Origin of the sequence: Candidatus Xiphinematobacter sp. (assembly GCA_016766635.1) — a bacterium.
Classification (GTDB): domain Bacteria; phylum Verrucomicrobiota; class Verrucomicrobiia; order Chthoniobacterales; family Xiphinematobacteraceae; genus Xiphinematobacter.
Genome location: CP068473.1, coordinates 412494 through 425400 on the forward strand (window position 1 = coordinate 412494; position 12907 = coordinate 425400).

The window sequence follows — 12907 nt, forward strand, 5'->3', positions numbered from 1 at the left end:
CTTCAGGAGGAGGGGAAGCTGAAAGCCCTTTCCGAAAGACCGCTGGGGACCCACTTGGTACTTCCCCGGTTGTTCCATCAAATTGAATCCATCGATGATCCCAGAAATTAGAAAATTACTCATCCTGCAGCACTCCGACCAAAAACTCCGCACACTCCGTCTGGAATTGGCATCCATCCCTGCACAAAGGCTTGCCAGCGAGGCAGCCTTTGCAGGAGTATGTACACAATTAAACCGTATCCAAATCCGTTTGCGGACAGTTGACTTGGAAATGAACCATTTGGAGCTTGATGTACAGGCTAAAAAAGCCGATGTCACCCGTTATAAGCGGCACCAGCTTCAAGCACGCAAAAATGAGGAGTACACAGCGCTAAGCCACGAAATCGCGATAGCCGAAGCGGCGATTCTCAAAATTGAGGAATGCCAGCTTGGGCTTATGGAAGAAGCCGAGAAGAGTCAATTTCTTTTGAGAGCAACTCAAAAAAACCACACCGATGCACACAAAAAACTAGAGACCCAACTGTCTAAATTAGACATCCGCATGGCTACGCTCGAAGTTAGCATTCGCGAGTTGGAGGGCACGCACGTTAGATTGAGTGCGGACATCGATATCGACCTGCTTGAGCAATACTCCAGATTGTTTAAAAGTAAAAATGGCCAGGCCGTGGTGCCCATGGAGCATGACGTCTGCTCGGGCTGTCATATGAGAGCCACGCCACAGTTGATCGTTCTTGTGAAGTCCGAACAATCCATCGTGTACTGCCTACAGTGTGGATGCATCCTTTACTTACCTTAGTTGTGTAAAGCCACCCTACTACATCATCGCAATCGGCTAATAAGGGTTGTCGTTGAATAGCCAAAAACCCGCGGTGTAAACCGAATTTCAGCACCCACCTCAATAAGAGCGGTGGTTTCTTCTTGGTCCAATGCGTCTAGGGTATAGTCCCCTCCCTTTACGTATAAAACTGGGCATACTTCTCGAATAATTTGAGTCGCTCGTAGGGAATCGAAGATCGTAACACAGTCCACACACCTTATAGCTGCTATGATTTCCGCCCGGTCTTCTTGGGTGTTTACCGGACGTTCTATTCCCTTTAAGGCTCTGGCAGAGGCATCTGAGTTTACTGCTACCAGCAAAAAATCGCCCAGGCTCCTGGCCTGCTGCAAATAACGCACATGGCCGATGTGTAAGAGATCAAAGCAACCATTTGTTAGAACAAGGCGCATCCCCTGACGATGCACACTCCCGGCAAAAGCTGCCAGGTTTTCCAGGGGCAGTATCGTGGCCATCGTAAAATCTGCTGAAAGGTTACCCCGAAGAGCAGAGCAGGATCATTTGTAGCAGATCAGTATAGTGTGAGCAAGAGTAGGAACTCCGTCTGTAACTTACTGTTTTACTTGGCCGTCCAAGACCGCCAATGTCCTCTGGAAGCCGTATTCTCCTAACACTTACACTGTTACTGAACATCTTCTTAGAATGGACTGCTACTTGGAATACTTCTGTGGTCACTATGGATTCTGGATCTATGCTTTCCTCTTCTCCATTATTTTTTCGAGACTGGGTCAATAATTACTCCCCTTTTTACCCGGGAATACACTGCTTTTTACCGTTGGGGCCCTTGCCGCCCGTAGCTATTTTAGCGTCAGGCTCTGCATCGCTCTACTCGTTATAGCAGCTTTTGCCGGAGGCGCGGTAAACTACAGTGTTGGCAAGCAATTTGGAATGTCACGCTTCTGGAAGGATTCCCACTCTCCAATGGGGAAATACCTGGGGAGTGCGGTAAAACGTTCTTTACAAAGCATGGCGGGAAGGCTGTAGTTATCCCGCGGTTCCTACCTATCTTTCGTACTATGGTTCCCTTTGCAACGCTGCAGGGGCCATCGCATGGGTCGCCCTACGGTACTTGCTGGATGGGTCTTTGGCAACATTCCCCTTGTTGGAGAGAACTTTGAAGTTGTAGTCATCGGTATTTTTGCCCTTCCTATTTTCTCTCTTGCTGGGAAGGCCCTATTGAGCTGGCAACGGGCCGTGCTGTTCTTCCGAAAGTCTTTACCAGAAGTTCAGACAGCCGGGTCGACAGCGACTCGGGATTCCGAAAAGTAACCTTCTTCTCTTCCTCCTAATCTTCTACTATGCAGAGATCTACAAACATGCGGAGAAGCCCTATGGGAGACACTTCCCTAGTTGCTATGAAGTCAACCCAGTCGGAGGGCGCCCGCCCAATTGTGTACACAATATACGGACAGAGGGGGAATCCAGGCAAAACAAGGCTTCCCGTTTTCATAACCCATTGCTCAAAATCGAACAAGCTATCGCAGCTGCAAGAAACGCGGGGAGACAAGGCATTGGACTCCTAACTAAAGACTGCTAGAACCACAACGGCTAACTGAAGCTCCCTAAGGAGCCGGAGTTTTTTCGTACCCCCCGAGAAAACCAGCGGAGAACCCAGATAGCTCCGTTCTGACCCAATCCCAAAAGGCAACTCTCTCTTCTAGCAATACGCTACAAACCACTGGCAAGGATGATAGCTTCTAGCTTAGAGAGCAGAACTGCCTGACTAACGTAGCCCACACTTCTGTCTTTGACCTCACCCTTTAGGAAAAAAAGGACCTGAGGAACAGCCTGTACATGAAAACGCCTGGCCGTGCTTGGATTTTCATCAATATTCACTTTCCCAGCAACCGCCCTTCCCTGTACTTGCAAGGCGATCTGACTAATTACTGGTTCGAGCATTCGGCATGGACCGCACCATGGTGCCCAAAAATCCACCAAAACCGGTAGAGTTGCCTGAATAACTAGACTCTCAAAGTTTGATTCTGTAATTGTGATGACCGAATTATTTTGCATGAAACTTCTCCATTAATAAATAAATGACTCAATCTGCCTAATCCATGTGGGGAAGTCTTAAGTCTTGCTACCACTTAGGATGAATATGGGTTCAGCTCGTACGAGAGAACGCTTAGGCAGTATACTGCAGCAGTTTCGCTTCTCAATACGCTAGGGCCTAGCGTAACAGGCCGACACCCTCTGCTCCTGGCCAGAGCCACCTCCTCTGGGGTAAAATCCCCTTCTGGACCCACGAAAATCGCAACACGCTCCGGCGGTTGTCTCCGTTTCTGGAGGCAGTCAGTAAGAACATCTTTGAGTCTGCAAGCACCCTCTTGGAGGGAGGCAATCAAAAGGAAGTCCTCCGTGCCTACGGACTGGAGGAATTCCTCGAGAGAACTTGGCCGCAAAATATGTGGGAGCCAATTCTGGCCACACTGCTCACATGCTCTGATAGCGATCTTTTCCCACCTAGACTGTTTTCTTTGCCCTTCCACAGCGTCCATCTGAACAACAGTCCTTTCGGAAATCAAGGGAGCAATACGGGCGACCCCCAATTCTACAGCTTTTTGAACAAGCCGACCCATATTCTTCGCTTTTGGGATTGCCTGCGCAAGGGTAATCCCTATGGAAGGACGGGGCGTGAAACTACGGCTCATGGGGCTCAGTAACATCCTCTCTTTCTTGATGCAAGCAATAGTCGCTTTTGCCTCACTTCCATGGCCGTCAAATATAATAACCTGCTCCCCTACAGGAAGTCTCAGCGTACTGAGACAGTGGTGTGCCTCCGCCCCAGTAAGAAATGGGGAAGAATGCCGAAAAATTTCTGGAGGTAGGAAAAAACGATGCATCTAGTACAGTGTAATAACAGGCATGGGAAGGTACAAACCTCCTTCCTTTACAAATCGCACCGGAGACTTCTAGCCTATTCTGTACCGAATGTATAGACTATAGACCGACGTGACCGGCCGTGTTAACCCCACGTTGGGTGGTTAAGTTTTTATCCTTGAATCTTTTTTAATCTGCGCGGCTCTAGCCGGTCACTGCTGGCCGAGAGCTAGGCTATGCTCGAGTGCAAGCCTTTGGCATCTAAGCTGGGGGGTTCCGTTGTGTCTAACAAAAATTGCCCATTGAATTTTTGTAGAGAAGTTGCTAGACGTGGGCGCGCCGGTCGGTTTTTATGGGGGACGAGGGAGGGGGGCCCTCCACGGACTCCAGACTTCAGCAGGGACCTTTCCAGTGGGAACTGGAGGGGTCGCGTTACCGTTCGTGTTTTTTGTTTTTTCACGTGGTCCTCTGCTTGTTTTATCCGGTGAGCTATCAGATCCTTTCCAGAAGATATCGTCCACAGACGTTTGCGGAGCTCATTGGGCAAGAATATGTCGCAACCACGTTGCGGAATGCCATACAGCTTCAGCGCCTGGCCCAGGCTTATCTTTTTGTTGGTCCACACGGAGTTGGAAAGACTTCTGTTGCTCGCATTCTTGCCAAGGCGCTTAACTGCTCTAAGGGTCTCACAATAGACCCTTGTGGGGTCTGTAGTTCCTGCGTAGAAATTGCAGAAGGCCGCTCATTGGATGTATTGGAAATTGATGGGGCAAGCAATAATGGTGTGGAGAATATCCGAGAACTCCGTGAGAGTATTTCTTTTTCTCCTGCGCGAGATCCTTTTAAGGTCTACATCATCGACGAAGTGCACATGCTTTCCTCTGGGGCGTTTAACGCACTGCTGAAGATCGTAGAAGAACCTCCTTCGCACGTGAAGTTTCTCTTCGCCACGACGGAAGCCCATAAGGTGCCTTCCACTCTTACTAGTCGGTGCCAACGTTTTGATTTGAGGCGCATCCCAGCACAATTGATCGCCACCCATTTGAAAACTATTGCTTCCAAGGAAGGAAGCGAAGTGGAGGAAGAGGCTATAAAGGCTATTGCTATTGCCGCGGAAGGGAGTTTACGAGACGCCGAGTCCATGCTAGACCAGGCGATTGCCTTCTGCAACCATCGGGTTACCGAGTCCGATGTTTTATCAATTTTTGGGCTGGCATCTAGTCACGCTGTCGCTGGCCTCTCCTCTCTAGTCCTCCGTAGGAAAACCAAGGAAGCACTAGAACTGGTTGCTGACCAGGTGGATCGTGGTTGCGCTCTCCACCAGCTCCTTGGGAGTTGGGTTGTGTGGCTGCGGGGCGTACTCGTTCAGCAAGTGACCCCACCAGGGTCCTCCACACACCCGGCTATCCAGGAGCAGGCATCGTGCGTACAGCGAGAGAAGCTCCTCGAACTGCTTGATCTCCTGGAAGAAGAACAGTCTCGCATGAAGTGGACCATTGATACCCAGTTGCAAATGGATATCGCCATCATCAAAGCAGTACATTTGCTTGGCCAAGCTAGCCTGGATGACGTGCTGGCTGCCCTCACTGACCTATCCGGAGAAGAGACAGCTGCTTCTATCCCCACTACCCCTGGTGCGCCTTCTTGCTTGAAGGGACCCGAAGAGAGTGTTTATCCGTCTGGTGAAAGTAGCCCAGGTGCAGGGAGAGATAGGTCCACTGCCATACAACAACCTAATGATGCTCAAGTCACTTGGGAAGCAGTTGTTGCAGAGGTAGTGAAACAGGGATCCATTAGATTTCGTTGGTTGGAAGAGGGTCGGGCCACCTCCCTTGAGGGAGACACTCTGCGCGTGCGCTTTCCAAGATCTTTTAGAGCACAGTTTCGCTCCGCTTTTTGGGCAGACATCCAGCCTGTAGTGGAGAAACATCTCTCAGAAAGAAGAGGGGTTTCCACTCGTCTTGCCATCGAAGTAACAGAGGGTCCGCTCCCGGAGGATCGCTCTTCCATGGAAGCCAATACCCCACATCACATGCAATCCACGGCGACCCTTCAGGCTACTGAGGAAATTTTTAAGAACGACCCTCTAATTCAAAAGGCGCTAGAAGTCTTCAAGGGTACCCTCTAGTGCACGTGGACTTCGAAAACCGGGGCTTATGTGCCGTGCTAGGGGACATTTTGTTGTAGATAAAAGCTAAGAGCAACCCCGGGGGTTAGGTTAGGGGGGTTATAAAGAGTTGGGACGTTTTAGAAACCTTTTTTCTGGGTGGAATGATTCCAATCTCCTCTAGGAACAGTGGCGGCTTCCCCGGAAATGCTTCCTTAATGCTGCGGGCTTGTGGGAGACATAGAGCCTCTAGTAGGGTTCCTAGAGAAGTTTGTGAAGTTTGTGCAGAGCCAAAGGCTGACAAGCAACAAGAAGAAACAAGCAAGGAGAAACCCCGCGGATTTGAGATCAGCTGTCTAGATCCCTCTGGATCCGTAAAAAGAAGAGCATGCTTATATGCATGCTTATATCTTTGCTTCGGGATGCTTGGCTTTGCTTCGGGATGCTTGGAAGCTGTTTCTGATAGGTTATCAGGACTTGCTCAGAGGGAGCTGCTTGCTGTCTGGATTGGGCCCATAGGTTCCAGACTAATTATCTTAAGCGCGCAGCCGCAGGGACTTGAACCCTGAACCTTCTGATCCGTAGTCAGATGCTCTGTCCAATTGAGCTACGGCTGCTTGAAAAGATAGATGTCGGCAGAGGCTCCAATAAACTCGATGTTTGCCTGGCATAGAGCACACTGCTGGATGGTTTTGGACTTCATCCGTATCGCAAAGCTCTAGCCGGGTCAAGGCGTGCGGCAAACCAAGCAGGTAACACTGCAGCCAGAGCACAGATAAGGAATGCACTGAGGCATATGGTGCAAATGTCGGAGGTAATGATTTCCGCAGGAATTTCCGTAAACTGGTATACGTCCCTTGGAAATATTTCAATGCCCAACGTGGAAGTTATCCAACGATTGACTTCGTTTCGGCAGTATATCAGACACATTCCCAGACCCAGTCCAGCCATAGTGCCAAACGCGCCAATCGTCATGCCTTGCATAATAAACACTCCAACCACTTGCCATGTTCGTGCACCCAATGCCTTTAGAATTCCTATCTCACGTGTCTTCTGCACAGTAATAGTAATTAGCGTATTCATAATGCTGAAAGCGGCTACTAGGATAATAAACATTAGGAGAAAAAACATCACATTCCTCTCCATACGAATGGCGCCAAAGAGCGACCGGTTCTTTTCTATCCAAGTGTCCACTCTGGCAGAGGGGGACAAAGCACGCAGAAGGTCCCTTTTTACTTCTCCAGATTTATATGGATCAGAGATCCTAACAGCAAGGCCATGGACACCATCACCCAGACTGTAGAGTTTCTGCCCAATGTGGAGTGGAACAAGGACAAACTCGCTATCGTAGAGGTGATGACCTGTTTGAAATATTCCAACTACAGTGAGGGACTGTGGCTGGATCGCGTACCGCAGTCTTTTTAAAAGAGTGCTGTAATCATTTCTGTAATTTTTTGGGTCCCGTGTGCGATCCAGTTCGGAGAGAGCTGCGTGTAGATTGGCGGAGGAACAGACGGAGATCTTGTCCCCTACCTTGACGCCAAGAGTATTAGCAAGTGCGAGGCCTAAAACAACATTATTACCTATAAGGTCTAACCTCCCAGCACAAAGTAGTTTACGTATCTTGGTAAGTATTAGTTCAAAATCATGGTGCACTCCACGCATATTAGGGGCAATGCATAAATGGTTGTACTCAATGATAATAGGTCCTTGGACATAGGGGGCAACACCTGTGACATACCTGCGGGGCAGTACCCTCTTCGCGAATTCACGCCAGTTAAGCAATACTCCGCGTGACATCGTTGTGATAGTCAAGTGAGGCTCGAACCCGACGATTTTGCGTCGTAGCTCAAACTCAAACCCCGTCATTACAGCAGTGACAAGAACAAGCACTGCCACGCCGAGGGCCACCCCAGTGAGCGAGATTATAGTAATAACGGAGAGAAACGCACGGCTGGGCCTAAGGTACCTTAATGTAAGGAACCAAGCAAATCGGAGTGTAGAAAAAATAGGCAGGCTCATAAGAGGTAAAAAATAAGGTCTAGTATGAAAAGGATGTTTTTCTTCCAGATCGCAGCAGGTCTTTGTGATATTTCTGGTCTAGCGGACAGTCCACACAAACCTCTCCTATATCGCCTGTATCTCGCCTCTTCCAGCAAGAGGCTGAGGGCTTAGCTAGGCCAATGGAAACTTTTGTGAGTGTGGAAGATGTTGGTTTGCTTCCTTACTTGAAACGGCCTTCCCCTTACTCGTCACCGCCCCTTGGCCATGCAGGTTTATTTAGTTCCTTTTGGCTATAGAGGGATGGCAAAGATAACGCTGTGTGTGCCTTTTTGCGCGACTAGAGAAAAAGCGTATATCGTCCTGTCTTAGACTTCCAGAAAGGCAATTAAGAGTTCTCTGATAAGGTTGGCGCTTTTCCTGCTTACTGTGGACATTGGTATGATGGGCGTCTCGTGAAATTTTTCGCAGAAAATTTTTAAGTTGACGTCGGCGCCTGGCAAATCCATTTTGCTTGCAACAATTGCCGAGGGTTTGGTGGCAAGTAGAGGGTCGTAGAGCTCCGTCTCTCTACGAAGAACACAGAAGTCCCTTAGGGGATTCCTTCCGTCGCTGCCGGCCATATCAATGATAAAAAGGAGCACCTTGCAACGCAGGATGTGACGCAAGAACGCGTGCCCCAGTCCTTTATTGGCGTGAGCACCCTCTGTTAGCCCAGGGATGTCTGCTACGGTGACTTGATGGTAGTCATGGAGTTCAACGACGCCTACCACTGGATGAAGCGTCGTAAAGGGATAGGGGGCTATCTTAGGATGTGCTGAGGAAACGCGAGTAAGCAAAGTGGATTTACCAGCGTTGGGATACCCTACTAAACCTGCAAATGCGATAGTACGTAACTCTAAAACAAACCATCCTTCCTCGCCAGGGTGACCTTTTGTACACTGGCGAGGAACCCGATTGGTTGAAGACTTGAAGTACGCGTTTCCCCTTCCACCTTTCCCCCCTCTACACAGGGTAAACCTTTGTCCTTTCTCGGAAAGATCGGAAACAACATCTGGCTTGATAGGACGGGTCTCCCATGCCTTAGGGGATAGGTTCCCGCTATTCCCACTACTTGGGGAGGGCAGGCGGTAAACAATGGTGCCTAGCGGAACCCGCACTGTCTTGGGACAGGCACTACACCCGCATTTGCTTTTCCCTTGACCATTGCCGCCGTTCGCGGACCGAAGAAATGGCTCATAAAAAAGCGAAACCAAGCTGTTAGTATGTTCGTCGGCGTAAAGGACAACATCCCCACCTCTTCCGCCATCTCCTCCATCCGGACCACCGCGGGGTACATATTTTTCCCGACGAAAGCTACAACAGCCTGCACCGCCGTCTCCTGCCTTCGCGTGGACACGAATCTGGTCAATAAACACAGCCAGCTAGACTCCAATGAGTTTCCCGTAGAGATCCTGCGTCTGCTGAGCAATGACATTCCAACTAAACATCCTCTCCGCACGGCGACGCCCAGCAGTTCCCATTTTTCGACGGAGACCTTCGTCTTTCATTAGTGCATTAACCCGTTCGGCGAGGTCTAGTTCAAATCGTTCAGGATCGAGTGGGCCAGTGGCATCTGGAGATTGTCTGAAAGGAACCAAAAGGCCAGTTATTTCATCTACCACCACTTCTTTAATACCTCCGACAGCGCTTGCTACTACTGCCGTACCACAGGCCATCGCCTCTAGATTGATGATCCCAAAGGGCTCATAAATGGAAGGACAAACAAATACGGAAGCATGGCTGTACAGCTCCCTCTTGGACTGTACATCCAGCCTTTTTTGGATCCAGAGAACCCGCTGCAGACGTTGCTGCTGTACCTTTGCAATAGCAGAACGGATCTCCGCCTCTATCTCCGGAGTATCAGGGGCATCTGCACAAACCACAACCTGGAGCCCCGGCACGAAGTGCTGGATTGCACGCACCAAGTGGATTATCCCCTTCTGCCGAGTCATCCTCCCTATAAATAAAACGTATGGTCGCGAAGAATCAATACCATAACTTTGTAGCGCACTCACTCCCTGCGTGGGAGTATACTCATCTAGGTCAACCCCGTTATATACGACATGAACGCGGTGTTCGGGAAGACCAAAAAGACGCAGGACATCCTCCTTGGTTTCTGTGGAAACGGCGACTACAGCGTCCGCCATCCTTAGAGCGGCCGATTCTAGCCAGCAGGTAAAGCCATAGCCGCGGCCAAGTTGTTCGCTTTTCCATGGACGTAACAACTCAAGAGAATGGACGGTGACCACCAACGGAATCCCATAGCTGAGCTTTGCAACTATTCCACCAAAATACGAGTACCAAGTGTGGCAGTGCACAATATCAGCATCTATCGCAGAGGTATTGAAATCTAAACACCGCTGCAAAGCACCAAAAATTGGACGCAGAGACTTTGGACAGGAGAACTCAGAGGCACCCTCCTCTTCAAAGCCCCGTACGCAAAGCCCCTTAGCGTGCCATGCTTGCTCTCCAAAACAACGCACCTCAATCTGCACCAACTTTGAGAGATAATGACTGAGATAGCCTACATGAGTACCTGCACCACCATAAACATTGGGGGGATACTCCTTTGTAAGGAAGAGAGCCCTCATGAGAAAGGAAAGTTACGCTCTGCCGAGCAGCCAAGTTAGTCTGCCATGATGAGGCAAAACCCGGCTGCAGGGAAAGTCCGATTTTCCGCTAAGGACCTGTTGGAGTATCTTGTCCTTTTCCATCGAATCTTTTACCAAAAAAAGCACATGTCGAGCAGCGTTAATTAAAGGATAGGTAAAGGTTAGGCGCCAAGCCTTAAGCTTGGGTACGTAGTTTTCAACTACTAAGCGATCAGTTGCTTCTAGGGCCCGAGTGCCATGAAATAGAGAGGCCGTGTGACCGTCCTCCCCCACACCCAGGAGAAGGAGATCATGCTGGTAGATCTTTCCGCTGCCAGTACGTCCTTTCAGGAGGGCTTCATACTCTGAAGCAGCCTCTGCAGGATCTAGTTCTCCCTTCATTCTGAGGATATTTTGTGCAGGAATTGGCACATGGTCTAGCAGTACTCTAGATGCTGTACAGTAGTTACTCCGCGTATCGCTCGGTTCGACACACCGTTCGTCACTGAAGGTAACCACAGTACGGGACCAGTGCAACACACGTCCTGCCAACGCCGCAAAAATGGGTTGTGGCGTGCTACCTCCACTTAGGGCAATGCGAAACTCATTACGCACGCTGATGGCTCGGCGTGCTTCCACTTCAATCAGAGAAACAGCATCTTGCACGAATCGCCAACTCCGTAGGATTCTAGTGGTCATAGTCATAAGTAGCAGTAGAGACGCTGGAGGCACAGCAGAGCGAGGACCAGCCCTGCCCGCAGTGCTCACAAGGCTGTAGAGTTCGCATTAAGGACAGAAAGACTCTCTAGCGTAAAGCTGAGACCTTATCAGGGGAGACTTACATCCCGCAACACTAACATCGATATACAATCGCTATCATTCTATCTGCTACCAGTGATTACATGCCCAAACCTCCATCAACCATCATCACTTGGCCCGTGATATAGGAAGCTTGTGGGCTAGCTAAAAAAGCTGCCACCGAGGCAATCTCTTCCACTTTTCCCATGCGTCCCATGGGAACTTGCGTGGTGATTTTACCGTAAAGGCTTTCCTGTAAGGCAGTTGTCATATCTGTATCGATGAATCCAGGAGCGATCGCATTTACAGTTATGCCACGCCTAGCAAATTCTCTAGCAATGCTTTTAGTAAGGCCAATTAGACCACCTTTTGAGGCAGCATAGTTAGCTTGCCCTGCATTTCCGATTACGCCACTGACGGAAGTGATGTTAATAATGCGCCCGGAACGACGTTGAATCATGGAGCGGCTAACGGCCTTAATGAAGTTAAAAGCTCCCTTCAAGTTGACATCAATTACTTCCTCCCATTGCTCTAGGCTCATACGTATGACAAGCTCGTCCTTTGCAATGCCAGCGTTATTAACCAGAATGTCTGTTCGTTGGAATTCTGTCAGAATGCGCTCACCTAGAGCTTGAACTGCATGATAGTCCGAGACATCGACAGCGTAAGCGTTGGCCTCTCCCCCGAACTGACGAATCTCCTCCGCTGTCCTCTCGGAGGATGCCTCGGAGCGGCTTATTATCGCAACTCGTGCTCCTAGGGCAGCTAGCTCCCTGGCAATGGCCCTCCCGATACCTCTACTGGCGCCTGTGACAATTGCAACCCGATCTCTAAATGGTTTCATAAAGTAGAAAGTAGAGGACGCTCCATATTCCCCAGGAGATTATAGGAAGGAACCCAATGCGGCCAGTATGGCTACCATACACTAAATGGGAAAGAGGAAAATTGGAATCTGAGAGAGTTGGACAACTAGGGGAGTCTACTCTGAAGATGCAAGGTATTTCGCTTTACCACAAATTTGTCATAGGCATGTAGCATGCTGGCGTAGCGCGAGGGATCCTGTCCCGCAAAAGTAAGAGTAGCATTAGTGTGCGTGCCAACTGGCAATCCGTGACTAATTCTTGCATCACGGGAAGTAACTAAACTAGCGCGGTTCTATCCTCGGGGAGATGGCGCGCCTACGGGCGCCTAGTCCCGTCCGGGCGTTAATTCCGGGCGTTAATTGTTAATTTTAGTATCTTGCCTCATCCCTTCCATCTTGTATCCTATTATATTGTTATATATGTCCAGCATGTGCGAAGGACTAATTGAGTGAGGGACCTAAAGGGTAAGGTCCCAGGCTCCCCTAGGCCAGTTTTACGTGACATGGTAGCATTCTCGAAATTATCTTTTCCTTTCCCTCTAGGAGGGAGCTGCTCACAGAGTTGCGGAGGAACGGTGAAAAAACGGTTGTCGAAAGCAAGTATTACTTTTACAGTAGCCTGGCATCGAAGGCGGCGCTCCGTGTTAGGATCTAAAGATCCTGTGTCATCCTTGCGATTTGTTTGACACAATAGGAGGGAGAGTGTGCCGTCTGGCGAGCCTGGAAGGGATGAAAAGCGATCGACGGCCTCAAGTTGGTGGCCTTGGAAGGGGGATGGGGTGCCATAGCTTTGTCGTAGAGTTTTTTAACGCTACCAGCTCCAAGGCAACCGGAGAGAGTTGGGAGGTTGG

General features: G+C 49.6%; 11 protein-coding genes and 1 tRNA gene. 3 read left to right on the forward strand and 9 right to left on the reverse strand.

Annotated elements, in window-relative coordinates; translation table 11 throughout:
* The first annotated feature begins 94 nt into the window (after positions 1–94).
* Positions 95–796, forward strand: a complete 702-nt coding sequence (locus JMM79_01855; protein QQY08682.1) for a hypothetical protein — start codon at positions 95–97, stop codon at positions 794–796.
* Between the two features lie 23 nt (positions 797–819).
* On the opposite strand, the gene JMM79_01860 is transcribed toward JMM79_01855, so the two are convergent.
* A complete protein-coding gene (locus tag JMM79_01860) occupies positions 820–1290 on the reverse strand; it encodes an adenylyltransferase/cytidyltransferase family protein (GenBank protein QQY08683.1) in 471 nt (156 codons plus the stop codon).
* 595 nt (positions 1291–1885) lie between these two features.
* Here JMM79_01860 and JMM79_01865 point away from each other — a divergent pair.
* Positions 1886–2104, forward strand: coding sequence for a hypothetical protein (locus JMM79_01865; protein QQY08684.1), 219 nt, complete (start codon positions 1886–1888; stop codon positions 2102–2104).
* 399 nt (positions 2105–2503) lie between these two features.
* On the opposite strand, the gene trxA is transcribed toward JMM79_01865, so the two are convergent.
* Both trxA and JMM79_01875 read right to left on the reverse strand, forming a co-directional pair.
* Entirely contained in the window at positions 2504–2848 is a 345-nt protein-coding gene (trxA, locus tag JMM79_01870) for a thioredoxin (protein ID QQY08685.1), read from the reverse strand.
* Positions 2849–2922: 74 nt separating this feature from the next.
* Positions 2923–3678 carry a 16S rRNA (uracil(1498)-N(3))-methyltransferase gene (locus JMM79_01875; GenBank protein ID QQY08686.1) on the reverse strand — a complete coding sequence of 252 codons (756 nt, stop codon included), beginning with the start codon at positions 3676–3678 and terminating at the stop codon, positions 2923–2925.
* Between the two features lie 461 nt (positions 3679–4139).
* On the opposite strand from JMM79_01875, the gene dnaX reads away from it, so the two are divergent.
* Positions 4140–5783 carry a DNA polymerase III subunit gamma/tau gene (gene dnaX, locus JMM79_01880; protein ID QQY08753.1) on the forward strand — a complete coding sequence of 548 codons (1644 nt, stop codon included), beginning with the start codon at positions 4140–4142 and terminating at the stop codon, positions 5781–5783.
* A gap of 522 nt (positions 5784–6305) precedes the next feature.
* On the opposite strand, the gene JMM79_01885 is transcribed toward dnaX, so the two are convergent.
* The 6 genes from JMM79_01885 to fabG form a co-directional block, all read right to left on the reverse strand.
* A tRNA-Arg gene (locus tag JMM79_01885) sits at positions 6306–6379 on the reverse strand.
* 82 nt (positions 6380–6461) lie between these two features.
* Positions 6462–7784: an FtsX-like permease family protein gene (locus JMM79_01890; protein ID QQY08687.1), complete on the reverse strand. Its 1323-nt coding sequence runs from the start codon at positions 7782–7784 to the stop codon at positions 6462–6464.
* 347 nt (positions 7785–8131) lie between these two features.
* The gene (obgE, locus tag JMM79_01895; GenBank protein ID QQY08688.1) at positions 8132–9181 is read right to left on the reverse strand and encodes a GTPase ObgE; all 1050 of its coding nucleotides are present in this window, start codon (positions 9179–9181) and stop codon (positions 8132–8134) included.
* Between the two features lie 6 nt (positions 9182–9187).
* The gene (gene glgA, locus JMM79_01900; GenBank protein QQY08689.1) at positions 9188–10396 is read right to left on the reverse strand and encodes a glycogen synthase; all 1209 of its coding nucleotides are present in this window, start codon (positions 10394–10396) and stop codon (positions 9188–9190) included.
* A 12-nt stretch (positions 10397–10408) separates the two neighbouring features.
* Positions 10409–11095, reverse strand: a complete 687-nt coding sequence (gene pgl, locus JMM79_01905; GenBank protein QQY08690.1) for a 6-phosphogluconolactonase — start codon at positions 11093–11095, stop codon at positions 10409–10411.
* A gap of 199 nt (positions 11096–11294) precedes the next feature.
* Entirely contained in the window at positions 11295–12038 is a 744-nt protein-coding gene (gene fabG / locus JMM79_01910) for a 3-oxoacyl-[acyl-carrier-protein] reductase (GenBank protein QQY08691.1), read from the reverse strand.
* Positions 12039–12907 lie beyond the last annotated feature (869 nt).

Excerpts from the sequence above, each read along its gene's own strand:
- JMM79_01855 (QQY08682.1), top strand. The coding sequence starts at position 95 with ATGATCCCAGAAATTAGAAAATTACTCATCCTGCAGCACTCCGACCAA.
- JMM79_01860 (QQY08683.1), bottom strand. The coding sequence starts at position 1,290 with ATGGCCACGATACTGCCCCTGGAAAACCTGGCAGCTTTTGCCGGGAGT.
- JMM79_01865 (QQY08684.1), top strand. The coding sequence starts at position 1,886 with ATGGGTCGCCCTACGGTACTTGCTGGATGGGTCTTTGGCAACATTCCC.
- trxA (QQY08685.1), bottom strand. The coding sequence starts at position 2,848 with ATGCAAAATAATTCGGTCATCACAATTACAGAATCAAACTTTGAGAGT.
- JMM79_01875 (QQY08686.1), bottom strand. The coding sequence starts at position 3,678 with ATGCATCGTTTTTTCCTACCTCCAGAAATTTTTCGGCATTCTTCCCCA.
- JMM79_01890 (QQY08687.1), bottom strand. The coding sequence starts at position 7,784 with ATGAGCCTGCCTATTTTTTCTACACTCCGATTTGCTTGGTTCCTTACA.
- glgA (QQY08689.1), bottom strand. The coding sequence starts at position 10,396 with ATGAGGGCTCTCTTCCTTACAAAGGAGTATCCCCCCAATGTTTATGGT.
- pgl (QQY08690.1), bottom strand. The coding sequence starts at position 11,095 with ATGACCACTAGAATCCTACGGAGTTGGCGATTCGTGCAAGATGCTGTT.
- fabG (QQY08691.1), bottom strand. The coding sequence starts at position 12,038 with ATGAAACCATTTAGAGATCGGGTTGCAATTGTCACAGGCGCCAGTAGA.